Source organism: Pseudomonas palleroniana, assembly GCF_022836895.1.
In the GTDB taxonomy this organism is placed as follows: Bacteria; Pseudomonadota; Gammaproteobacteria; order Pseudomonadales; family Pseudomonadaceae; genus Aquipseudomonas; species Aquipseudomonas palleroniana.
The window spans coordinates 4,746,222-4,770,145 of sequence record NZ_CP092411.1; the positions used below are offsets into that span (position 1 = coordinate 4,746,222).

Consider the following 23,924-nt stretch of genomic DNA (forward strand, 5'->3'; position numbering starts at 1 on the left):
CCATGTATGTATTGTTTCGTGCGCGTCAGCTGCTAGGCAGTGTCCCGGCCCTGATCGCCCTGGTGCTGATTGCCTTGGGCATCCAGTCCCAGCCCCTGAAGATCCAGCCTCAGTACGATGAATCGGCGGTCGAGCTTGCCCTGATCGAGCCGGAGCCCGAGGTGGTGCCTGAACCCGTGGTGGAGCAAGAACCGCCTCCACCGGTGATCGAGGATGAAGAGTCCGAACCGGCCCCGCCGCCACCGCCGCCCAAGCCGCTGCCCAAACCTGAACCCAAGCCCAAGCCGCTGCCCAAACCCAAACCCGTGGTGGCCGCCAAGCCAACGCCCGCCCCCGCGCCAGTAGCCCCCGTCGCCGCCAAGCCGGTGCAGGCCGCCGTCGCACCGACACCCGCACCGCCTGCGCCACCGGCACCGCCCAAGGTGGATGGGCAGGCACTGGAGGGGGGTTACCTCAAGGGTCTGCGCAACGAGCTGGACACTTACAAGCAATACCCCACCGGGCGCCAGGCGTCCCTCGAGCGCCCCAGTGGCGAGGTGGTGGTCTGGCTGATGGTGGATCGACAAGGCCGCGTCCTCGACTCCGGGATCCAGACCCCGGCGCCGAGCATGCTGCTCAATCGGGCCGCTACCAATAGCCTGCGCCGCATCAAGCAGGTCAAGCCGTTCCCCGAACAAGCCTTCGGTGGACGCAACGAGCAACGCTTCACCGCCACCTTCAACTACAGCGTGCAATAAGCACCCGACACCAGGACGACAGTGATGAGGTTCACACGTATTCATCTGGCACTCGTTGCCGCAACGAGCATGACCCAGGGCTGGGCCATCGCAGCTACCAGCGACAGTGACGTCGGGACGATTGGCGTACAGGGCAAGGCGACCGCTGGGGGCGGTTACATGGTCCCGGAAGAAAGCGCCAAGGGCCGCTCGACCATCACCAAGGAAGCGTTGGACAAGCAAACCGCCACCGGCAACGCCATCGACAAACTCAAGTACACGCCGGGGCTGAATATCTCCAGCGAAGACAACACCGGCCTCTCCGGTTTCCGCTTTACCATGCGCGGCATGAACTCCGACCAGGTGGGCATGTCGGTGGACGGTATGCCGATCAACGACTCCGGCAACTATGCGCTGTACTCCAACCTGCTGGGCGACCCGGAAAACATCGACCAGATCTTCGTCACCCAGGGTTCCTCGGAGGCGGACGGCCCGCATATCGGTTCCAGCGGCGGCAACATCGGCATCGTGACGATCCGCCCGACCAAGGAAACCGGGGCGTTCGTCAAGCAGGTCGTGGGCAGCAACGCCACCCGCAAGACCTTCGCCCGCCTCAACACCGGCGAGGTCAACGGCCTGAGCAACTGGCTCTCGGTGTCCCACACTGAAGGCGATATGTGGCGGGGCTCGGGCGCCGTGCGCGCGGACAAAGTGGAGTGGAACAGCTTCTTCGATGCCGGCAACGGCAACACCGCGAACCTGATCCTCAAGTACCACGAGCAGGACAACAACAGTTACAGCCAGCTGACCAAGGCGCAGTTCCAGCAGTTCGGCCGCAAATACGACCCGTACGCCGCGACGCCGGCCCTGGGCAGCAACGGCAAGGTCAACAACTACTACGCCTTGGCGCAGAACCCGTTCCAGACCTTTACCGGCGTGCTCAACACCCAGTTCAAGCTGGCCGACAACCTGTCGCTGTCGGTCATCCCGTATTACTACTGGGGTAATGGCAGCGGTGTCGGCTCCTCTTCCTATGCGCTGAACCGTGGCTCCAACCAGGGCGGCGTTTTCGATCTGGGCAACCTGCCGACCGCCGCCCAGTACAATGCCGATGGCTCCTCCACCAGCGGCGTCTACTATCGCCCTTCACGCACCCAGACCTGGCGCCCGGGCATCACCACCAAACTGAACTGGGACCTGGGCGACCACAGCCTGCAATTCGGCTACTGGTACGAGCGCGCACGCCAGAGCCAGACCCAACCGTTCATTGCCCTCAAGAACAGCGGCAAGCCAAGCGACACCTGGCCGGATGGCTCGTCCGTGGTCGACGCCAACGGCAACACCGTTCAGGGTCGCGACCGCTTCACCGTGACCCCGGCGCAAAAAGTCTGGGCCCAGGACACCTGGTTCATCAACTCGGACTGGACCCTGATAGCCGGCCTGGCTTACATGAACGTCGAGCGCGACGGCACCAACCATGGCAGCCTCACCGAACAACCGGAAAAGCGTAACCAGACCTACAACAAGCTGCTGCCCAACGCGGGCCTGAAATACCAGCTCGATGAACGTGACCAGTTGTTCTACAGCCTGTCGCGCAACATGCGCGTGCCGCAGAATTATGTGCTGTACGACAAAGGCGCCGACTCGATCAACTCCAAGCCGGAAACCAGCTGGAACCACGAACTGGGCTGGCGCTACACCGCCGACGACATGACCCTGGCCGCCACCCTGTTCTACATGGATTTCAAGAACCGCCAGGTATCGTCCAAGGACATCAACGGCGACTTCGCCGACATCAACGCCGGTTCCGTCACCAACAAGGGCCTGGAGTTGGAATGGAGCGGCCTGCTGCCTAACCACTTCAACTACTACACCTCCTACACCTACACCAAGGCCGAACAGCAAGATGACCTGACCGTCTACAACGCGGGCAAAGCCATCGTGTTGCCCACCAGCGGCAAGCAGTTCGCCAACGTGCCCAAGAACATGCTGGCAGCCAACATCGGTTATGACGATGGGCGCTTCTACGGCACCTTCGGCGGCAAATACACCAGCCAGCTCTATGGCGACCTGACCAACGATGAATCCATCTCCGGCCGCACCGTGTTCAACCTCGGCGCCGGTATCTACCTGCCGGTGGACAAGAAAGTGGTCAAGGACGCGACCCTGCGCCTGAACGTCGACAACCTGTTCGACAAGAAATACCTGGACGGCGTGTACACCACCAAGACCAACTCGGCGAGCTACAGCGGCTTCCGCGATGGCGACCCGGCTTACATCGTGGGCGTAGACCGTACCGTCACGGTTTCCCTGGAAGCGAACTTCTAATTGCGAGGCTACAGATCATGGACATGAACCTGCTTCACGCCATCACCTTTTATGTAATGTACGCCGCCATGGCGATTGCGATCTTTATCACCATCGAACGCGGCATCTACTTCGCCTATGTGCGTCGCCAGGCACGTGCCTTGACCGAAGTGCTCGGTGCCAACGTGCACAGCGAACGTGACCTGCCGCAGGCGCTGACCCGCCGCGCCAGCCTGCCGCTGAACATGGTACTGCCGATCCTGGCACAGAAGGCCGCCCATGGTTCGCGCAAGGACCTGGATGACGAGATCGACACCCAGTACCTCAAGACCCGTGCACCGCTGTCGCGCAGCCTGTGGATCATCGAGACCATCACCACCGCCGCGCCGCTGCTGGGCCTGTTGGGCACCATCCTGGGCATCATCGACACCTTCAAGGCACTGGCCACGGCCGGCGTATCCGACCCGGGCCAGATCTCCGGTGGTATCGGCACGGCCTTGTTCGCCACCGGCCTGGGGATTGCCATTGCGCTGTTCTGCGTGGTGTTCCATAACTTCTTCCAGGACAGCCTGGAGCGCATCAACGATCAGTTGAAGATCCTGCTGATCCGCGCCGCCACCGGTGCCCGTGTCCAGGGTGAAGTCCCGCACCTGGTGCCGACGCCGCTGCACACCCGCACGGCATGACCTTAAAGGCGGGCGCGTGATGCGCCCGCCGTTCTTTCTGTTCGATGAGACGCCCATGCACCTATCCATGAAATTGCGTATCGCAGGCCTCGCCGGCGTGCTCCTCAGTCCGCTTGCCCAAGCGGACTTTTCAATTCCGGGGTTTGAACTGGTGCACACCGTACCGGTGGATACTGCGTTGGGTACGGCTGACCTGCGTCAGCCTGGTCCGGTGTGGATCGAGCTGTTCGACGGTGCGACAACGACCATTGATATCGGCCAGTTCTACGCCGCCGACCACCCAGGCTCAGTGATGGACACCGTGATCCAACACCTGGAAGCCGCCGGCAAACGCGGTGTGAAGATTCGCTTCCTGCTTGAAGAAAAAGGCATCAAGTTATCGGAAGCCTCCACGCTGGAACGCTTGCGCGCCATTCCTAACCTGACCTTCCGCGTATTGCCCTACGGGCAAGTGAGCGGCGGCATCATCCACGCCAAATACCTGGTGATGGACGGTAAACAGGCGTTTGTCGGTAGCCAGAATTTCGATTGGCGTTCACTGGAACATATCCACGAAACCGGCCTGCGCATCAGCGATGCGACCGTGGTGAGCCAGGTCCAGGCGATCTTCAACCAGGACTGGAAAGCCCAGGCCGCCCTCGCCGACCACAAACCCGTGCCCCTGCCGGTCACCGGCCAGGAACCTGCGCGCACCGGCAACTACCTGGTCGCCAGCCCGCAACGCTACAACCCACCGGGCGTGGGCGATTCACAACTGGAGCTGCCACGCCTGCTGAGCGAGGCGAAGAAAGAAGTGCGCGTGCAACTGTTGGACTATGCGCCGTTGTCCTATGGGCCGGATCGCACCCGCCCCTACTACGCCGTGATCGACAACGCCGTACGCGCCGCCGCCGCACGTGGGGTGTCGATCAAATTGATGGTGTCTAACTGGAACACCGACACGCTGGAACTGCCCTACCTCAAAAGCCTGGCCGTATTGCCGAATGTCGAAATCAAGATCGTCACGCTGCCCGAGGCCAAACAAGGCTTCATCCCCTATGCGCGGGTGATCCACAGCAAGACCATGGAGATCGACGGGCAAGTGGCGTGGGTTGGCACGAGCAACTGGCTCGGCGGGTATTTCGACAACTCGCGCAACCTGGAAGTGGTCATGCACGACAACGCGATGGCCAAGCGAATTGGCGAGTTGCATGAGCAGTTGTGGGATGGACCATATGCCAAGGCGCTGGAGGTCATGGCTCAGTATCCGGAGCCACACCCAGGCAAGCCTTGACCTGAAATGTGATTCAACGCCTCCCCCCTTACGGGAGGGGGTAAGCCCTAATGCCAGTCAGTTAATGGTGGGATGTAGAACACATCATCTGTAGTGAGTGGGCTTGCCCCGCGCTGGGTGGCGCAGCCGCCCCAAACCCAGGCACTTCGGTCCTCCTGAAATACCGTGGCGTCTTTGTTGGGGCGGCTGCGCCACCCAGCGCGGGGCAAGCCCGCTCACTACAAAGTTTGGTTGCGGCAGGTTCTCTTAACTGACTGGCATTAGGGCAAGCCCCCTCCCACATTTCAGTCTTTATTGTCCTGACACCTGAGTACGATATTTCCCACACCAAGGCCTCCCTATAGCGACCTTGGTGATGGTAGTGTGTAGAAATGTTTCTGACTTATTGATCAGAAACCTCTTACTCACTATCTGCAAAGGAATGCCTCTGACAATGCACTTTCCACTCAAAAAACTGGTAGCCGCCACCCTGTTCGCAGCCAGCCTCTCGGCAGTCACCACACCCGCTTTCGCCAACCTCAGCGCCGAACAAAGCGCGACGATCATCAAGCATTTCAACGAAGCGCCGGCTACCGATTTCCGCGGTTTCCTCGGCACCCTGTCCAAGGGCGAGCTGGCGAAAACCGATGATGTCGGCCCGGCCATCGAGACCTTCCTGGCCAACAAACCGCTGAGCGCCGACCAGCAGAACGAAATCAATCGTCTGCTCGGTATTTACACGCGGGTGAAGTACGGCAAGGCCGCCCTGGAAACCCTGCGCGAGCTGGTGGAGATCCCGACGTTCAATGTCGATGGCCTGCCGCAGTACAAGAACCCGGAATTCCTCAAGATCGCCGACAAGATCCAGAGCCTGGCCAAAGCGTTCAATCTGAATTTCCGCAACGTCGACAACCGCGTCTATGAAATCACCCTGGAAGGCAGCGGTGACGAAGTGGTGGGCATCCACGCCCACGCCGACGTGGTGCCCGTAACGCCGGAAAACTGGGTGCTCAAGGACGGCACCAAACTCGACCCGTTCAAAGTCACGCTGATCGACGACCGCATGTATGGACGTGGCACCGAGGATGACAAGAACGGCATCGTCGTGGCCATGTACGCCATGAAAGTGATCAAGGAAGAAAAGCTGCCGCTGGCGCGCAACTTCAAGTTGCTGGTGGACACGACTGAAGAAACCTCCGGCGATGCGATCCCGTACTACTTCGAACACAACCCGGTTCCGCAATACAACCTGGCGCTGGATGGCGGCTACCCGGTGGTGATTGCCGAGAAAGGTTACGGCACCGTCATGGCCACCTTCCCGGTGCGCAAAGGTGAAGGCAAAGGCGCCGAGATCATTTCGATGACCGGTGGCATGGCCACCAACCAGATTCCTTCGGTATCGGTGGCCACTCTGGTCAGCGACAAGCCAGCTGAACTGGCGGCCAGCCTGGAAAAAGCCGGCGTTGAATACGCCAAGCAGAATGGCGGCGACTTCGAGGTGGCGGCCAAAGTGGTCGGCAACGAGGTCAAGCTGACGGTGACCGGCGTGTCCGCTCACTCCTCTGAACCGGAATCCGGTGTGAACCCGGTGGCGCGCATGCTGGTGCTGATCCACAGCCTGGACGGCAAGATTGCCCTCAAACACAACCACATCACCGACGCCGCGCGGTATGCCGCCGACAACTGGGGCCTGGATTACCTGGGCGGCAAATTGGGCGTGGGCTTCTCCGACGCCTTCATGGGGCCGCTGACCACCTCGCTGACCTTTGTCGGCCAGGATGCCAAAGCCTTCAAACTGGCGGTGAACCTGCGCGTGCCGAAGGGCAAGACGCCGCAAGTGCTCAAGGCCGAAATCGCCGACAAGCTCAGCGCCTGGGACAAGCAAGCCAAGGTCAAGGTGGACTTTACCTACTCGGTGGCCGAGCCGATGTACCGCAACCCTGAAGGCGAATGGGTGAAAGCCCTGCTCGCCGTGGCCAGCGAAAACCTGGGCATGGAACACAAGTTCGGCACTTCGGCCGGCGCGACCTCCGTGCACGAATTGCCCAATGGCGTGCAATTCGGCCTGGCGCGCCCGGAAGTCAAATACACCGGGCACACGGACGGCGAGTTCAAGAGCGTCGAGCAGTTCCTGCTCGACCTGCAGATCGTCACCGAAATGATGGGCCGTGTGGGGCAACTGCCCAAGCTCTGAGGTGATTTGAGCCCGCCGCAACGGCGGGCTCAACGCATCAGGATATCTTCGAAGAACCCACCGATGGGCAGCACGGGGTGACAAAGCTGGATCTCCAGCACCCACACCATTTCGCTGGGGGTGATAGCCAAGTCAGCCAGTTCCTTGTTCCCGAACAACGCATGGGGAAAATCCGCAATGCGGTGACCGGCCAGGTTGCGTGACAGCCGCCAGCCTTTGTCCACGGCGCGGCGTTCGGCAAAGTCATACAGTTCACAGCCGGTCATGCCTCGCAGCCAGGCTTCGCGGGTTTCATCGAAGACTTCATGCAACACCTGGCGGCACTCCAGGTGCAACGGCGCCTCGCCGAAGACAAAGGTATCGCCGTAGTCCCCTTCATAGCCGTCCCAGACCGGGCCAAGGTCCACCACCACGATGTCGCTGGGGCGCAATGTGCGCAGCGGGTCGATGCCTTCCCGGGATGGGCGCACCGTATCATCGCCAAAGCGGATGTAGGTGGGATGCCAGGTATGTGAGGCACCCATGGTTTGCAATTGCTGGGCGGCCATTTCGAGGGCGGCACCCGTGGTCATGCCCACCTTCAGTTGGCTGGCGATCGCGGCCAGTGCACGCACACTTTTCTCACGTGCCGCGAGCATGCCGTCGAGGGAATAGCGCGGCCCGACTTTTTCCCAGGTTTGATCCAGGTTGTCGAGCAGCGTATCGGCGCCGGACTGGCCACTGGGCACAAAGGCCTCTGCGATAAACCGATGGGCCGGCAAGCCCGCGTCCAGGCAAGCTGCACGCGCCTGGTTGATCATTACGCTGTTGCCGCAGGCATACACCTGAGCCGCCTCCCAGGCGTGCCCATGGCTCAGCGCAACCTCCTGCACCCTGCCCTCGGTTGCCAGTACCGGGTGCCAATGAAAATGCGCAGAGTCGATGACCGCCTGATCCAGGAATGCGCGGTCGTAGAAATCTGCCGCCTGTGCGCCGCCCCAGTAAAACGTCACCGGCACATCCTGTTGCAGGGCGGTCAGCAAGATCGGCTTGATACCCGCGTAGCCGGTGCCCGTGGCGAACAAGACCACAGGCGCAGCGGCATCGTCATGCCAGGTGCAGGCACCAAAAGGCCCTTCCAACTGCAACAGATCGCCGGCCTCGAGGTCATCCAGAAGCGTCTCGGAAAACAGCCCGCCGCGCACCCGGCGAATCTGAAACACCAGGCGCCCATCGCCTTCGGCCGGCAGGTTGGCGATCGAGAAGCAGCGCGAGTCACCGCCGACCAGGCGAAATTTGAGGTACTGGCCCGGCCGCACGGCCAATGGCTTATCCGGCATCAGGACCAACTCCGTGATATCGGCGCTGAGTGCGCGCTTGCCCAGCACCGTCGCCTCGACAACCAGCGCGGGCGTGTCAAGCGACCAGCCGGGAATTTCCAGGCGCATATCGGCGCACGCGTGGCTTTGGCACAACAGCATTTCATTGGCCGCCAGAGGGAAGCATGGCGCAGGGGCGCCGGGCGCCAGTGGCTTGGCCCGGTAGTGCCCCGCAGTGACGATGACCTTGCAGGATCCGCAGGCGCCGCGACGGCAGGAAAACGGTACGGACAGGCCGCTGGCGAGCATCGCGTCCAGCAATAACTCGTCACCGGCTTCAAAGGTTTTCCCCGAGGGGGCGAGTTCGATGACATGGCGTGTATTCATAAAGACCTCGGGGTAAGTGAGGCTTGATTGTTGCGCTAGACTAGGCCCATTAGAAACCTCCAGTTTTGGATACTTCAGATGGTCCAGATGCGTAAATGGCGCCCATTGCTCAAGTTGGATGAGAACACCCGCCAAGCCTCCTATCGCAAGATCGCCGAGGGCCTGGTGGCTGCGATCGTCGACGGGCGCCTGTCACCGGGCACGCTGCTGCCGGGTACGCGAGAAATGGCGCAGTTGCTCGACGTCAACCGCAAGACGGTCATCCTGGCCTATGAAGAAGCCCTGACCAAAGGCTGGCTGATCAGCGAGCCGCGACGTGGGACGTTCGTCAATACGCAACTGGCGCCCACGCCAACGCCGCGCGGCGCACAACAGTCTTTTGCCCCGCCATTGCTGGAACAAGCGAACGTCGCGTACTTCACCCAGAACGCCCAGGTGATCGCCCTGCAACATCGGCACGACGCGCTGTTTTTCGATAACGGCGCCTGCGACCACCGCTTGCTGCCCCAGGCCGTGCTGCATCGCTACTACCGCAACGCGCTGCGCAACAGCTTTACGTCCAACTGCGTGCGTTACGGTAGCGAAGGCACCGGCTATGAATTGCGTTGCGCACTGGCGCAGATGTTGCGCAATAACCGTGGGTTGGCCGTCAACGCCGAGAATATCTGCCTGACCCCAGGCACCCAGGTATCGCTGTTCCTGACCGCCGGCCTGCTGATCCAACCGGGGGACGTGGTGCTGGTAGAACGCTTGAGCTATCCCCCCGCGTGGGAAATCTTCCGCAAGCTCGGCGCACAATTGGTCATGGTCGATATGGACGACGAAGGCTGTCGAACGGACCACATCGAGCGGTTATGCCACATGCACAACGTGAGGATGATTTACCTCACGCCGCACCATCAATTCCCCACCACCGTGAGCCTGCATGCAGCACGTCGACAACAGTTGCTGGCACTGGCGGCGCAGCACAATTTCTGTGTGATCGAAGAAGACTACGACCACGAATACCATTTCAACGGGCGGCCGTACTTGCCATTGGCCAGTGATCACGCACAACGTCATGTGATCTATATTGGCTCGTTATCCAAAGCGTTGGGCGCAACCTTTCGTTGCAGCTACGTCGTCGCCCCCGCCAGCGTGATTGAAGTGCTGCAGAGGAGCGCGGCATTGGTGGTGGGAGACAGCGACGCGGTCGCGCAGAAGATGCTGGCCGACCTGATCAACCAGGGCGAATTGAAGAAACACCTGCGCCGCGTTTCAAAAGAATACGCCGCGCGTCGGGAGGTGCTGCAGAGCTGCCTGCAGGAGGCATTTGGCGACCGTATCCGGGTACGCGAGCCGGAGGGTGGCCTGGCGCTCTGGGTGCGGTTCGAGGATGACACCGACGTCGATCACCGGGTCAACGCCGCCCAGGGCCAAGGCGTGGTGGTGCGTAGCGCCCGTCAGTTTTCGCCGATGAACCTGCCGGAAAATGCCCTGCGCCTGGGTTTTGCCTCACTGGATCGGGATGAGATCCGTCAAGCCACGCAGCGGCTGGCAAGGGTGCTTAACGCGCACAAATAAAAACGCCGATCATTGCTGATCGGCGTTTTCATTGAATATGGAGCGGGAAACGAGACTCGAACTCGCGACCCCGACCTTGGCAAGGTCGTGCTCTACCAACTGAGCTATTCCCGCAAATGGCGTCCCCTAGGGGACTCGAACCCCTGTTACCGCCGTGAAAGGGCGGTGTCCTAGGCCACTAGACGAAGGGGACACGCTACTGAAACACATGTGTATTTCAGTGCCCAGAGATTAAATCCGAAGATCGTACCCTGGTTTCACTCAATGCCACCCGAAGGCAACACTGCTTAAATTGGAGCGGGAAACGAGACTCGAACTCGCGACCCCGACCTTGGCAAGGTCGTGCTCTACCAACTGAGCTATTCCCGCAAATGGCGTCCCCTAGGGGACTCGAACCCCTGTTACCGCCGTGAAAGGGCGGTGTCCTAGGCCACTAGACGAAGGGGACACGCTACTGAAATACATGGTGTGTATTTCAGTGCCCAGAGGTTAAATCCGAAGATCGTACCCTGGTTTCACTCAATGCCGCCCGAAAGCAGCACTGCTTAAATTGGAGCGGGAAACGAGACTCGAACTCGCGACCCCGACCTTGGCAAGGTCGTGCTCTACCAACTGAGCTATTCCCGCATATTGGCGTCCCCTAGGGGACTCGAACCCCTGTTACCGCCGTGAAAGGGCGGTGTCCTAGGCCACTAGACGAAGGGGACACACGTACAACATTCACTGCTCAACGCGTTTTGCTGTGTGCTTTACGCGTTAAGTGGCGCGCATTCTATGGATGGATTGAAAGGTCGTCAACCCCCAAGGATAAATTTATTAAAATCAATGACTTCGCCCTGCTTCCAGGCCCGTACGGGGATTTTGTCCGTCTGGGTGTTGGCGCCTATATTCTGACGCCCGACAAGACGTTATAGTTCGTACCCGCAAATGATGGCAATGTGCATCCATGCAGGAAATATTCTACCTATATAGAAGAATCTACCTGAGCAACTGGTCGATCAGTCCTATCCGCCAGATGGCGCAGTCACTACACTCCATTGTAAACCCAATAAAGAGGCCACACCGGTGACACCACTCATGATCACCCTGCTGGTAACAGCCGGGATCGTAATACTGATCGCCATTGGCTACATGAACCACGTGGTGGAAAACAACAAGTTGGAAAAGAAGCGCACCGAGATCGAGCTGAATGATCGGTTGCGCCGCTGCGGCGAAATCACCGAAACCTTCCCAGGCCAGTTGATGACGCCCGCGCTCAAACTGTTGCTGACCCGTCTGGAACTCAACGTCAACCAGCGCCTGTTGAACCTCAACAAATCCAGCGCACCGCTCAAGGCACGCATTACCGAGCTGAATGCGCTGATCGCCCAGGGTGAATCGATCCCCGTGGCTAACCCGCCCGCGCCGATCCAGACCGAAGCCAAGGCCAAGGACGTGCGGTTCCTGCTCGAAGCGCTGCACGGCCAAGTCACCCGTGCGGCCCAGGACGGCTTCCTGCCTACCAATGAAGCCAAGCACTGGATCAAGGAAATTCGCCATATCCTGGTGCTGCTGCATATCGAGTTCTTCAACAACCTGGGCCAGCACGCCCTGCAGCAAGGCCAGCCTGGCCAAGCGCGCCTGGCATTCGAGCGCGGCGTGCAGTACTTGCGCAAGCAGCCGGAACCGGTGGTCTACAGTGCGCAGTTGCAACTGCTGGAGTCACAGTTGGCCCGGGCCAACTCCACGGTGCTGACCAACAGCAAACCCGCCGAAGACGAGGTCAACGAATTGACCGAAGGCCTGAAAGTCGTCGACGCCGACGCCGAGTGGAAAAAGAAAGCCATCTACGATTGATTGTAGTGAGCGGGCTTGCCCCGCGCTGGGGGGCAAGCCCTAATGCCAGTCAGTTAAGGCTTAACGCTGTCACTGTGGGAGGGGGCTTGCTCCCGATAGCGGTGGGTCAGTCGATAAACTGCTGACTGGCACACCGCTATCGGGAGCAAGCCCCCTCCCACAGGTTATCCATCGTCCGCTCTATCGCTTAACTGACTGGCATTAGGGCAAGCCCGCTCACTACACAAGCCCAGCACAACGTGCCATCAATTTGCACCTATCCCCCTTCCCTCGACTAGCGTAAAAAAGTCCCCCTCACTCAATGAAGTTAGAGGCCCGCTATGCCCGTTGCCGTGATTGATGGACAACCGCTGCACTATCTCGACGAAGGCACCGGCCCAGCCGTCCTGCTGGGCTCCAGTTACCTGTGGGACCTCCACATGTGGGCGCCGCAGATCGAGGCCCTGTCGCAACAGTACCGAGTCATCGTCCCCGAGCTGTGGGGCCACGGTGAATCGGGGCCGTTGCCCGCCCAGACCCGCAGTCTGGACGACCTGGCGCGCCAGGCCCTGGCCCTGCTCGACCAGTTGGACATTGCCCAGGTCAACCTGGTGGGCCTGTCGGTCGGCGGCATGTGGGGTGCGCGCCTGGCATTGAGCGCACCTGAGCGGATCAACAGCCTGATGCTGATGGACACCTACCTGGGCGCAGAGCCCGAGGCCACGCGCCAGTATTATTTCTCGCTGTTCAAGATGATCGAAGACGCCGGCGCCATTCCCGAGCCATTGCTGGATGTGATCGCACCGATCTTCTTCCGCCCGGGTATCGACCGGGAATCGGCGCTGTATCAGGATTTTCGCCAGGCACTGCAGGGTTTTTCCAAAGAGCGCCTGCTGCAAAGCATCGTGCCCCTGGGCCGGCAGATCTTCAGTCGCGCCGACCTGCTGGACCAACTGCCGAAGCTGGACGCGGACACGACCTTGATCCTGTGCGGCGAGCAGGACAAACCCCGACCACCTGCCGAGTCCCAGGAAATGGCCAGGCTGATCGGCTGCGATCTGATCCTGATTCCGGAGGCCGGGCATATCTCTTCCCGGGAGAATCCGGACTTCGTCAACGAAGCCCTGCTGACCTTCCTCGCCAACAACGCCTGATCGCCCTCCTCCTTGATCGCGGCCTTCGCGCTGCGATCAAAGGCGGAAATGCCCGACCATCCCCTTGAGCTCCGCGCCCAACTGCGCCAGCTCAATGCTCGACGCCGCGTTACCCTGCATGCTCAGCGCCGACTGATCGGCACTGGCGCGGATGCTGGTGACGCTACGGTTGATCTCTTCAGCAACAGAGCTCTGCTCCTCGGCGGCGGCGGCGATCTGCTGGTTCATCTGCTGAATCAGTGACACCGCTACGGCGATACTACCCAGCGCACTTTCGGTTTCCAGGGCATCACTGACAGCCAGCTTCACCAGCTCGCCACTTTGCTGGATCTGCTGCACCGACGCCTGCGCCGCGTTACGCAGGGTGCTGACCAGCCGCTCGATTTCCTCAGTCGATTGCTGCGTGCGCTTGGCCAGCGCCCGCACTTCATCGGCCACCACCGCAAAACCACGGCCTTGCTCACCCGCGCGGGCCGCTTCGATGGCGGCGTTGAGAGCTAGCAGATTGGTTTGCTCGGCAACGCTTTTGATCACACTCAACACGGTGCCGATATTCTGGATTTCCGCGCTCAGGCTTTCGATACTGGCGCTGGCACTGTTGCTGGAGGCGGCGAGCGACTCGATACGCTGCAAGCTCTGGCGGACCACCTGCTGGCCGCTGTCGACCTTGTCATCCGCTGTCTGCGCGGCTAGAGCCGCCTCTTCGGCGTTGCGCGCCACATCGTGCACCGTGGCCGTCATCTGGTTCATGGCCGTGGCCACCTGCTCGGTTTCCTCCTTCTGGCTGCTGACTTCGACGTTGGTTTGCTCCGTCACGCTGGACAGCGAATGCGCCGAGCTGGCCAACTGTTCGATGCCCGCCTGCAGGCCACTGACCATATGGCTCAAGCCGCTGCCCATCTGCTGCATGGCTTGCATCAGCTGGCCCATTTCATCACGGCGACTGACCTCCATGCGCCCGCTCAGATCGCCCGCGGCAATCTGCTGGGCCACCGCGATCACGCTGCGCAGCGGAGCCACAATCAGCCGCGTGATGACCCAGGCCGCAATCAAGCCCACCAGCAACGCCAGGGCTGACGATCCGATAATCAGCATTGCGCTTTTCTTGAGTTGCTCCTGCATCGACTGGTCTTCGGCGGCATAGGCCTGGTTGACCCGGCTGACCACTTGCTCGGCCCGGTCATGCAACTGCTTATAGACCTGTTTTTCCTGAGCCAGCAGGCCCGTGTACTCGCCGAGCTTTTCGCTGAACGCGGCAATATGCCCGGACACTTCATTGAGTACGGTCTGGTAACCCGCATCCTTGACCGAGGTTTTCAGTTGTTCGACCTGGGCCAGGGCCTGGTCCGCCTGCTCGATCTTGCCCTGTTCGGCATCATCGGCCTCGGCCTTGCGGCTCTGATCCAGACGTACGCGCGCTTCGTTCATGGCTTGCAACATCAGCCTGGACACCTGGCCGACCTGACCCGCCTGCTCGATAAACTCCGCGCCTTCCTTGCCTTGGCTTTCCTTGAGGCCATAAGTACCGTCATCCGCCAGCCCCGACTGCAACACGTCAAGGTTGTTGGCCACGCTGGAGACCGACCAAGTGGCCATTTCCAGGGCCAGGTCCTTGGCCTGGGTCAGCTCGACAAATTCGTCGAACGCCTTGCGATAGGCCGCCAGCGCCTGCTCGACCTCGGTCATCACCGGCACATTGGCGGCGGACCCGGCTTTGAGGGCGGCGGCCTGAGCCGCCAGGGCATCGACACTTTCATGCAAGGCGTCGACGGCCTTGGGGTCGGCGTGCAGGGCGTAGTCCTGCTCGATCAGGCGCACCTTGAACAAGCCGCTATTGAGCGAAGACATCGCCTTGAGGCCCTCGAAGCGCTGACCAACCGTTTGCAGGGACCACACACCAATGGCCGCCACGACGGCCGTCAGCAGTAGCACCAAGGCGAAACCCAGGCCCAGTTTTTTTGCCATACCGAGGTTGGCGAAACGTCGTTGCACGGCCGAAATCATTGCACTTGATCCTCTTGCAATGGCAGATGCCATCAAGCGTGGTTTCCATGCAGCGAGATTCGCAACCACACGCCAACGACACAAGATGCTGGCGTCGGAATAATGGCAAAAAGCTACACGCCCGTCGTTTTCAGGATGGTCGAGGTCGATCTGGCAGGCCCCATGGCGCGAAACAATGCCAACGCCCGCTGATCAGCAGCATAGGCCACATTGATGCGCAGCCAGTCACTGTGTTCACCGCCCGGGTTGAACAAGGCTCCCGGCGACAGAAGCACACCGAGCCGTCGTGCGCAGGCCTGCAGATGGGAATGATCCGCCCAGCCTGGGCGTGCCCACAGGAACATACCGCCGGAAGGTACGGCAAACACCTGCCATTCTTCGTCTTCCAATACCTGCAAGGTCGAGGCCATCTGTGTATTCAGGCGTTTGCGCAGGCGTTGCACCCACTTACGGTACGTGCCGTTAGCCAGCAGCGTGGCAACCACCGTTTCAGCAAAACGCGAAGTACCGAGGCCGCTCAGGGTCTTGAGGCTCGCCAATTGTGCAATGACGGAAGCACTGGCACTGAGGTAGCCCACCCGCAGGGCACTGCTCAGGGTCTTGGAAAAACTGGAAATGTAGATCACCCGGTCATCATGAGGCAGCGCCGCAAGCCGTGTGCAGCTGGCGTGCTGCAGGTCGCCATAAACGTCTTCCTCGATGATCAGGAAATCGTCGCTGCGCGCCAATTGCAGCAAGCGTTCGGCGACCTCACGGCACAGGCTGGTACCGGTAGGGTTGTGATACAGGCTGTGGATGAACAGGCACTTGGGCCGATGGGTGCGCAGCAGCGCTTCCAGCACCGGGATATCCGGGCCACCCTGTGTACGCGGCACCTCCAGCAGCGTGACGCCATGGAACGCCAACTGGCGATAGAGGTTGCCATACCCCGGTGTTTCGACCACCACCGTATCACCCGCCTTCAGCAAGGTACGTATGAGCAGGTCCTGGGCATGGCTGGCGCCATCGGTGGTGAGGATACGGTCGAGGCTAGTGGCGACCTTGATCCGGGTCAGGCGTTTGAGCAGTTGTTCACGCAGCGCCGGCAGCCCCAGGGGCGGGGTGTAATTGAACAGGCCGCCGGTGTCGGTACGGCTGACTTCACGTACCGCATAAATGAGGTCATCGCTCTCGCGCCAGGCATCCGGTAACCAGCCACATCCCAGTTTCAACTCACCCAGCGGCCCATCGGTATAAGCCCCCCAACCCCGCTCCGCACCTTCATACCAGTGGTTTTCATGCAGGACCGAAGGCTGGGCCACGACAAACCCCGAGCCCTGCTTCGAGACCAGCAGCCCCTGGGCCACCAGCCGATCAAATGCCTCGACCACACTGGACTGGCTCAGCAGGTTATCCAGCGCCAGTTGCCGGACAGAGGGCAGTCGAGTGCCGGGCGTAATCCCACTTGTGCGAATCCATTGCGTCACCGCGCAGACGATTTGCTGCACCACCGGTACAAGGGCTTGTCGATCGATCCCTAAATCCATGCGCCACTCACTTCAACTGTCTGTTATTCAACCCTAAACAGTTAAGCACAGAAGCCCTTGTCGCCCCGCTCTACATTGTTATTAAAGTATTGATTTTATTGACTTATTTACCTTATGACACACATTCAGCCAAGGCCAATTGCCAGCTCTGGAAAAACCTCACATCCCATCAAACCTTTTCAAATAACGGCCTGCATGGATTCCTAGATTGCCGTCGCGCCACCGTCTACCGCCAGCGCGTGGCCCGTGGTGAAAGCCGCACCATCGCTGCACAGGTATAACACCGCACTGGCAATTTCCTCGACCTTGCCAATGCGCCCGACCGGATGCATGGCGGCGGCAAATTCCGCCTTACGCGGGTCCGCTTCGTAGGCACGGCGGAACATATCGGTATCGATAACGGCCGGGCACACGGCGTTCACACGGATTTTCTTTTTCGCATATTCGATGGCGGCCGACTTGGTCAGGCCGATGACCGCGTGCTTGGACGCGGCATAGATGCTCATCTTCGGCGCCGCCCCCAACCCCGCGACCGAGGCCGTATTGACGATCGCCCCACCGCCCTGGGCCAGCAACAGTGGCAATTGGTACTTCATGCACAGCCACACACCTTTGACGTTGACCCCCATGATGGCGTCGAACTCATCCAGGCTGCCGTCCGCCAGCTTGCCCTTCTCGATCTCGATCCCGGCGTTGTTGAAGGCATAATCCAGGCGGCCATAGGCGGCAACGGTCTGTGCCATCAACTGCTGCACATCGGTTTCCAGCGTGACGTTGCAACGCACGAACAATGCCTCGCCGCCGGCTTGGCGGATCAGCGCGACGGTGCCCTCACCGCCGTCGACGTCGAGGTCCGCGACCACGACTTTCAAGCCTTCGGCAGCGAACGCCAGTGCGGTGGCGCGGCCAATACCGGCGGCGGCGCCGGTCACCAGGGCGACCTGGCCGGAAAACGTCATGCTCATGGGAATATCCTTTTGCAAGAAATGGCGGTGGCTCGAGTCTAGCCAACCGCCTGTACGGCGCGTCAGCACTATCAGAAGGCCGGTTGGCGCTGCATGAATCCCAGTGATAACTGCCCCAGCCTGACTATCAACCCAACCTATCGCGGTGCATTCGCGCCACTCGGACAACCTTGCTCACCGGCCATTGAGGGTCTATCACTCAAGGTTCATTTCTAAAGAGTCCTTGCCATGACTGCCCTGACTAATCGCCAATTCCTGCTCGCCAAACGTCCGGTCGGCGCCGCCACGCGGGACACTTTTACCTACCAGCAAGTGCCGGTGGGCACGCCTGGAGAGGGGCAAGTGCTGGTGCACAATGAATACCTGTCACTGGACCCGGCGATGCGTGGCTGGATGAACGAAGGCAAGTCCTACATTCCACCCGTGGGAATCGGCGAAGTGATGCGAGCGCTGGGCGTGGGCAAGGTGATTGCGTCGAACAATCCAAAGTTTGCGGTGGGGGACTACGTGAATGGCGCGCTGGGGGTGCAGGATTATTTCCTGGGGGAACCGCGTGGTTTCTACAAAGTCGATCCGAAACTGGCGCCCCTGCCCCGTTACCTGTCGGCCCTGGGCATGACCGGCATGACCGCCTACTTTGCCTTGCTCGACACTGGCGCACCCAAGGCCGGCGAAACCGTGGTGATTTCCGGCGCGGCCGGTGCGGTGGGCAGCATTGCCGGGCAGATCGCCAAGCTCAAAGGCTGTCGCGTGGTGGGTATCGCCGGCGGTGCCGACAAGTGCAAATTCCTGGTGGATGAGCTGGGTTTCGACGCGGCCATCGACTACAAAAACGAAGACGTCCCCGCAGCGCTCAAGCGCGAGTGCCCCAACGGGGTGGATGTGTATTTTGATAACGTCGGCGGCGACATTCTCGACGCGGTGCTCAGCCGCCTGGCCTTGAGGGCACGCGTGGTGATTTGCGGTGCAATCAGCCAGTACAACAACAAGGAAGCGATGAAGGGGCCGGCCAACTACCTGTCATTGCTGGTCAATCGTGCGCGCATGGAGGGCTTTGTAGTGATGGATCACGCGGCCAATTTTGCCGCCGCCGGGCAAGAGATGGGCGGCTGGATGGCCCAAGGCAAGCTCAAGAGCAAGGAGGACATCGTAGAGGGGCTGGAGACGTTCCCGGAGACGCTGATGAAGTTGTTCAATGGCGAGAGCTTTGGGAAGTTGGTACTGAAGGTGTAGGAGCGAGCTGGCTCGCTCCTACACGGATGTATCAGGCGATTTCGGCAACCACCGCCGCCAACGCCTTCGCCGGATCAGCCGCCTGGCTGATCGGGCGACCGATCACCAGGTAATCGGAGCCCGCATCCAGAGCCTGGCGCGGGGTCAGGATACGGCGCTGGTCATCCTGGGCACTGCCCGCCGGGCGAATGCCCGGAGTGACCAGTTGCAGCGATGGGTGCGCGGTCTTCAGGGCCTGGGCTTCCAGCGCCGAACAGACCAGGCCGTCCAGGCCGGCCTTCTGCGCCAGGGCGGCCAGGCGCAGCACCTGCTCCTGAGGCTCGATATCCAGGCCGATGCCGGCCAGATCCTCGCGCTCCATGCTGGTCAGCACGGTCACACCGATCAACAGCGGCTTGGGACCACTGCGCTGCTCCAACACTTCACGGCAGGCCGTCATCATGCGCAGGCCGCCGGAGCAGTGCACATTGACCATCCATACGCCCATTTCAGCAGCGGCTTTGACGGCCATCGCGGTAGTGTTGGGAATATCGTGGAATTTCAGGTCGAGGAATACTTCGAAGCCTTTGTCACGCAGTGTGCCGACGATTTCCGCCGCGCAACTGGTGAACAGTTCCTTGCCGACCTTGACCCGGCAAAGCTTGGGGTCCAACTGGTCAGCCAGCTTCAGTGCGGCGTCACGAGTGGGGTAATCCAGGGCGACGATGATAGGAGTCTGGCAGGCGGACATTGGAATGGGCTCTCAGGCAAGTCGAAATCGGCGCGGATTGTAGCGCAAGCAGCGCCGTTGCGGGATCCGATGATCGGTAAATACTGTTCAGCCGTCCATTTCACGGCGTTTCGGGTGATTGTATCCAGCACGATACATTCCCGACATGCGCCCTACACGCCCCACGACTAGCCTCGCGCACATGACCGCCCGTCCAGCACTTCCAGCCATGGGGCTGGGCGCCTATGCTGACAGCAATGACCAGGCAGATGATCGCACCTATGCATACCCCTACCGTCTCTGTAAACGAAGAGCCAAAAGGCGCGGTGATCGCCGAAGACAAGCGCTGGAGCACCCGTGCGCTGATCGTCGATGATGACGTGCCGATTCGTGAACTGCTGATCGACTACCTGGCACGCTTCAATATTCTCGCCACCGGCGTGACCGACGGCGGCGCCATGCGCCAGGCCATGCAAGCCGAAACGTTTGACGTGGTGGTGCTCGACCTGATGCTGCCGGGCGAAGATGGCCTGTCGCTGTGCCGCTGGCTGCGCGCCGAATCGGACATCCCGATCCTGATGCTCACCGCCCGCTGCGAACCGACCGACCGCATCATCGGCCTGGAACTGGGCGCCGACGACTATATGGCCAAGCCGTTCGAGCCGCGTGAACTGGTGGCGCGCATCCAGACCATTTTGCGCCGTGTACGCGATGACCGCACCGAGCAACGCGCCAATATCCGCTTCGACAACTGGCGTTTGAACAGCGTGTTGCGCCAACTGGTGGCCGACGACGGCCTGGTGGTGCCGCTGTCCAACGCCGAGTTCCGCCTGCTGTGGGTGTTTATCGAACGCCCCCGCCGGGTGCTCAGCCGCGAACAATTGCTGGACGCGGCCCGCGGCCGGTCCATCGAAGCCTTCGATCGCAGCATCGACTTGCTGGTCTCGCGCCTGCGGCAAAAACTCGGGGATGATCCGAAAGCCCCGCAACTGATCAAAACCGTACGTGGCGAAGGCTACCTTTTCGACGCCCGGGACATCGGTTGATGCGTGCCACCTTCAATACGTTGTTCGGCAGGTTGTTCGGTGTATTGCTGGTGGCTATTGTGTTGGCGCATGTGCTGGCGTTCTTTTGGTTTCACCACTACGGCCCGCCGCCACCGCCGCCCCAGGAGACCTTCGTCGAGCAGCCGGACGGTACGATGAAGCCCCTGCGCAAGCACCATCGCCCCTGGTTCGGCGGCCCGGTGGTGCCGCTGACCTTCCAGTTCATCTCGCTGATCATCGCCGCCTGGTACGGCGCGAAGCTGCTGAGCCGGCCGATCCAGCGCCTGAGTGCGGCGGCTGAGCGCTTGAGCGTCGACCTCGACAGCCCGCCTCTCAACGAGTCCGGGCCACGAGAGGCACGCCAGGCCGCATCGACCTTCAACATGATGCAAAAGCGCATCCGCGAGCAGGTCAGCCAGCGCGCACGCATGCTCGGTGCGGTCTCCCACGACCTGCGTACCCCGCTGTCACGCCTCAAGCTGCGCCTGGAGCAGATCGAAGACACCAAATTGCAAGGCCAGATGCGCCAGGACCTGGACGACATGATCGGCATGCTCGACGCGACCTTAAGCTACCTGCACGAACAGCGCACCAGCGAAACCCGGCACTGGCTCGACGTACAGGCGCTGGTCGAGTCCCTCAGCGAAAATGCCCAGGACCAAGGCTCCGACGTGCAGTTCGCCGGCACCTGTGCGCCGTTGCAGGTACAGCCGATGGCCCTGCGTTCTTGCCTGAACAATCTGATCGACAACGCCCTGCGCTATGCCGGCACCGCACGCGTGGAGTTGGCGGACAGCCGCGAGGCCCTGGTGATCCGTGTGATCGACCACGGCCCCGGGATCGCGGCCGACAAGCGCGAGGCGGTCTTCGAACCGTTTTTTCGCCTGGAGGGCTCGCGCAACCGCAACTCCGGCGGGGTCGGCCTGGGCATGACGATTGCCAAGGAAGCGGTGGAGCGTCTCGGCGGCCACCTCAGCCTGGAAGACACACCAGGCGGTGGCTTGACCGCCGTAATGTGGTTGCCGAGGATTTAACGGGGGTTGTCTTCGCGACGCCCCTGGGCCTGGGTCGCACTCCAATCCGTCAGCAGGCTGTAGGCCACCGCCAGTAAGGTCGGGCCGATGAACAGGCCGATGAAACCAAACGCAATCAAGCCGCCGAACACCCCCAGCAGCACAATCACCAGTGGCAGGTTGCCGCCTCGACTGATCAGGTACGGCTTGAGTACGTTGTCCACGCCGCTGATGATGAACGTGCCCCACACCCCGAGGAACACCGCGTAGGTGTAATCGCCTTTCCAGGCCAGCCACGCGGTCGCCGGAATCCACACCAGCGGTGGCCCCATGGGAATCAGACTTAGCAGGAACGTGACGATGCCCAGCACCAGCGCGCCAGGCACGCCGGCGATCAGGAAACCGATCAGCGCCAGCAAGGCTTGAGCCGCGGCGGTGCCGATCACGCCGTTGACCACCCGTTGCACGGTGCCCGCCACCAGTTCGATGTAGTAACCGGCCCGCTCGCCGATCAAACGCTCCAGCAGACGATGCACGAACACCGCCAGCCGAGGCCCGTCACGGTAGAAGAAGAACACGAACACCAGGCTGAGGGTCAACTCAAGGATGCCGCCGCCGATCTGCGCGCTGCGCGCCAGCAGCCAATTGCCGACCTGGCCCAGATAAGGCTTGATGCTGACCATCAGCGCCGCGCCCTGCTGGTCGATGCTGTCCCAGGTCGCCACCAGGCGCTCGCCGACAAAGGGGATTGAGTTCAGCCAAGCGGGTGCTGCCGGCAGGCCGTCGACCTGGATATCCTTGATCAGGCCCACGGCATCGCGCACATGATCGGCCAGGTTGAAGCCCAGCCACACCAGCGGCACCGCCACCAACAGCATCCAGCCCAGGGTCAGGATGCCGGCAGCCAGGGATTCGCGGCCCCCCAGCCAGCGGGTGAGTAAACGCATCAGCGGCCAGCTGGCGAACGCCAGCACTGCGCCCCAGAACAGCGCCGACCAGAATGGCGCCATCACCCAGAAGCTGGCACCAAACAGCACCAGCAGCAGGATTTGCACCAGCAGGCGATCGTTATTGAGCATCGGGTATCTCGAGAATAAGGCTGTAGGAGGAGAGCTTAGGCGAACGGCGCGGGTCCGTTCGCCTGGTGACGGTCAGCGTATCAGATGCAGGTGCAAACCCTTAGCGTCACCGGTGCCGGTTTCCATGCGTGCGGCACGCACACCGCTGTCGATCAGGCCCTGACGCCAGGCCTCGGCCGTTGGCCCGGTCAAACTGACACGCAAGGTGGCGTCCAGGTTCAAGCCACGGGAGATCAAGGTGATCCAGGCCGGATCGGGTTCGCTCCCCAGTGCAGGGAAATCCAGCTCGCCGGTGCTTTTCAGCTCACGAAGCAAGGTTGCCGAAGTGGGCAGCAAGTCACCCAGGGGCGCACTGGCGTCCAGCTGTTCCACATGCAGATAGGCACGACGGTTGCCCCGAGTGATGCCGTATAGCGCCACCAGGGAGTTGTCCTGCGGCGCCGCCAGCCGTAACAGCAGGTATTCCTGCTGGCCATCGGCGCCGACCAGCTTGGCGTTGCCGAACACTTCGTTGGCCCACAGGCTGCTTTCACCGCAATCGCGGGCCTGGCACCAGAACAACAGCTGCGCGCCCTTGGCCTGCAACGCTTCGCGGGTCGCGGTAAAGGCGGCGCTGGAGGTGTGCTCGGCGGGCAGTTCATAGGTAATCGCAGTGGCTTGGCCACGCGCGGTGGCTTGGCCCTCGTAGCGCAACTGGCCGCTGATCTTGCGGATCGCCCCCATGGGGTAGATGCGCTCCCTGGCTTCAGCGGGGCGGTAATCGACGATCTGCGCGTCGACCTGGCGGGACACTGCCGGCAGATCCTGGCTGCCCGGCACATCGGCGGCGAACACCAAAGGGCTGAAGCAGCACAGCCCGAGGGCACGTATACATCCTTCACGCAGGCTCATCGGATGATTGAGCCCTGGCCATTGGAGGTCGCAGCAGTTTCAAGTTGGTTCATGGTTGACTCCCTTTCAATCCGCCCAGCCTCGGC

The 23,924-nt window shown here is 61.2% G+C and carries 18 protein-coding genes, 6 tRNA genes and 1 pseudogene; 11 read left to right on the forward strand and 14 right to left on the reverse strand.

Annotated elements, in window-relative coordinates; all coding sequences use genetic code 11:
• Positions 1–2 precede the first annotated feature (2 nt).
• The 5 genes from MJP36_RS21140 to MJP36_RS21160 all read left to right on the forward strand — a co-directional run bounded on the left by MJP36_RS21140 (position 3) and on the right by MJP36_RS21160 (position 7,155).
• Positions 3–737 carry an energy transducer TonB family protein gene (locus tag MJP36_RS21140; protein ID WP_244383951.1) on the forward strand — a complete coding sequence of 245 codons (735 nt, stop codon included), beginning with the start codon at positions 3–5 and terminating at the stop codon, positions 735–737.
• A 24-nt stretch (positions 738–761) separates the two neighbouring features.
• A complete protein-coding gene (locus MJP36_RS21145) occupies positions 762–3,044 on the forward strand; it encodes a TonB-dependent receptor (protein ID WP_104995946.1) in 2,283 nt (760 codons plus the stop codon).
• 17 nt (positions 3,045–3,061) lie between these two features.
• A complete protein-coding gene (locus tag MJP36_RS21150; protein WP_060757007.1) occupies positions 3,062–3,709 on the forward strand; it encodes a MotA/TolQ/ExbB proton channel family protein in 648 nt (215 codons plus the stop codon).
• A gap of 55 nt (positions 3,710–3,764) precedes the next feature.
• Positions 3,765–4,982, forward strand: coding sequence for a phospholipase D-like domain-containing protein (locus MJP36_RS21155; protein ID WP_244383952.1), 1,218 nt, complete (start codon positions 3,765–3,767; stop codon positions 4,980–4,982).
• A 433-nt stretch (positions 4,983–5,415) separates the two neighbouring features.
• Complete coding sequence (locus MJP36_RS21160) at positions 5,416–7,155, forward strand: dipeptidase (protein ID WP_244383953.1); 1,740 nt, start codon at positions 5,416–5,418, stop codon at positions 7,153–7,155.
• A gap of 29 nt (positions 7,156–7,184) precedes the next feature.
• Here MJP36_RS21160 and MJP36_RS21165 read toward each other — a convergent pair whose 3' ends face one another.
• Entirely contained in the window at positions 7,185–8,840 is a 1,656-nt protein-coding gene (locus MJP36_RS21165) for a M24 family metallopeptidase (protein ID WP_244383954.1), read from the reverse strand.
• Positions 8,841–8,918: 78 nt separating this feature from the next.
• On the opposite strand from MJP36_RS21165, the gene pdxR reads away from it, so the two are divergent.
• Entirely contained in the window at positions 8,919–10,403 is a 1,485-nt protein-coding gene (pdxR, locus tag MJP36_RS21170) for a MocR-like pyridoxine biosynthesis transcription factor PdxR (RefSeq protein ID WP_244383955.1), read from the forward strand.
• A 38-nt stretch (positions 10,404–10,441) separates the two neighbouring features.
• Here pdxR and MJP36_RS21175 read toward each other — a convergent pair.
• The 6 genes from MJP36_RS21175 to MJP36_RS21200 form a co-directional block, all read right to left on the reverse strand.
• Positions 10,442–10,517 (reverse strand) — tRNA-Gly (locus tag MJP36_RS21175).
• A gap of 3 nt (positions 10,518–10,520) precedes the next feature.
• Positions 10,521–10,596 (reverse strand) — tRNA-Glu (locus tag MJP36_RS21180).
• A 100-nt stretch (positions 10,597–10,696) separates the two neighbouring features.
• Positions 10,697–10,772, reverse strand: a tRNA-Gly gene (locus MJP36_RS21185).
• 3 nt (positions 10,773–10,775) lie between these two features.
• Positions 10,776–10,851 (reverse strand) — tRNA-Glu (locus MJP36_RS21190).
• Positions 10,852–10,954: 103 nt separating this feature from the next.
• Positions 10,955–11,030: transfer RNA gene (locus MJP36_RS21195), tRNA-Gly, on the reverse strand.
• Positions 11,031–11,034: 4 nt separating this feature from the next.
• A tRNA-Glu gene (locus MJP36_RS21200) sits at positions 11,035–11,110 on the reverse strand.
• 370 nt (positions 11,111–11,480) lie between these two features.
• On the opposite strand from MJP36_RS21200, the gene MJP36_RS21205 reads away from it, so the two are divergent.
• Together MJP36_RS21205 and MJP36_RS21210 are read left to right on the forward strand one after the other, a co-directional pair.
• Entirely contained in the window at positions 11,481–12,239 is a 759-nt protein-coding gene (locus MJP36_RS21205) for a hypothetical protein (protein WP_081087098.1), read from the forward strand.
• Between the two features lie 320 nt (positions 12,240–12,559).
• Positions 12,560–13,372, forward strand: a complete 813-nt coding sequence (locus MJP36_RS21210; protein WP_104995942.1) for an alpha/beta fold hydrolase — start codon at positions 12,560–12,562, stop codon at positions 13,370–13,372.
• Between the two features lie 36 nt (positions 13,373–13,408).
• Here the strand turns inward: MJP36_RS21210 and MJP36_RS28215 are convergent, their stop codons facing one another.
• From MJP36_RS28215 to MJP36_RS21225, 4 genes and pseudogenes are all read right to left on the reverse strand, one after another.
• Entirely contained in the window at positions 13,409–14,326 is a 918-nt protein-coding gene (locus MJP36_RS28215) for a methyl-accepting chemotaxis protein (protein WP_425226351.1), read from the reverse strand.
• Positions 14,318–15,409: pseudogene (locus tag MJP36_RS28220) on the reverse strand (methyl-accepting chemotaxis protein); the annotation flags it as partial. The gene MJP36_RS28215 and the pseudogene MJP36_RS28220, both read right to left, overlap by 9 nt.
• Positions 15,410–15,489: 80 nt before the next feature.
• Complete coding sequence (locus MJP36_RS21220) at positions 15,490–16,902, reverse strand: aminotransferase-like domain-containing protein (RefSeq protein WP_244383957.1); 1,413 nt, start codon at positions 16,900–16,902, stop codon at positions 15,490–15,492.
• Between the two features lie 203 nt (positions 16,903–17,105).
• Positions 17,106–17,867 carry an SDR family oxidoreductase gene (locus MJP36_RS21225; RefSeq protein ID WP_090365932.1) on the reverse strand — a complete coding sequence of 254 codons (762 nt, stop codon included), beginning with the start codon at positions 17,865–17,867 and terminating at the stop codon, positions 17,106–17,108.
• Between the two features lie 228 nt (positions 17,868–18,095).
• Between MJP36_RS21225 and MJP36_RS21230 the strand changes: the two genes are divergently transcribed.
• Positions 18,096–19,100, forward strand: a complete 1,005-nt coding sequence (locus MJP36_RS21230) for an NADP-dependent oxidoreductase (RefSeq protein WP_244383958.1) — start codon at positions 18,096–18,098, stop codon at positions 19,098–19,100.
• 31 nt (positions 19,101–19,131) lie between these two features.
• Here MJP36_RS21230 and pyrF read toward each other — a convergent pair whose 3' ends face one another.
• A complete protein-coding gene (gene pyrF, locus MJP36_RS21235; protein WP_060754493.1) occupies positions 19,132–19,830 on the reverse strand; it encodes an orotidine-5'-phosphate decarboxylase in 699 nt (232 codons plus the stop codon).
• Positions 19,831–20,090: 260 nt separating this feature from the next.
• Here pyrF and MJP36_RS21240 point away from each other — a divergent pair, with 260 nt between their 5' ends.
• Positions 20,091–20,855 carry a response regulator gene (locus MJP36_RS21240; protein ID WP_090372210.1) on the forward strand — a complete coding sequence of 255 codons (765 nt, stop codon included), beginning with the start codon at positions 20,091–20,093 and terminating at the stop codon, positions 20,853–20,855.
• Positions 20,855–21,889, forward strand: a complete 1,035-nt coding sequence (locus MJP36_RS21245; RefSeq protein ID WP_060754495.1) for an ATP-binding protein — start codon at positions 20,855–20,857, stop codon at positions 21,887–21,889. The genes MJP36_RS21240 and MJP36_RS21245 overlap by 1 nt, the downstream gene beginning before the upstream one ends.
• Here the strand turns inward: MJP36_RS21245 and MJP36_RS21250 are convergent.
• Positions 21,886–22,947: an AI-2E family transporter gene (locus MJP36_RS21250; RefSeq protein WP_060754496.1), complete on the reverse strand. Its 1,062-nt coding sequence runs from the start codon at positions 22,945–22,947 to the stop codon at positions 21,886–21,888. The genes MJP36_RS21245 and MJP36_RS21250 overlap by 4 nt on opposite strands.
• 72 nt (positions 22,948–23,019) lie before the next feature.
• Positions 23,020–23,838 (reverse strand): DUF4892 domain-containing protein, encoded by an 819-nt coding sequence (locus MJP36_RS21255; RefSeq protein ID WP_060754497.1) that lies wholly within the window; start codon positions 23,836–23,838, stop codon positions 23,020–23,022.
• Between the last annotated feature and the right edge of the window lie 86 nt (positions 23,839–23,924).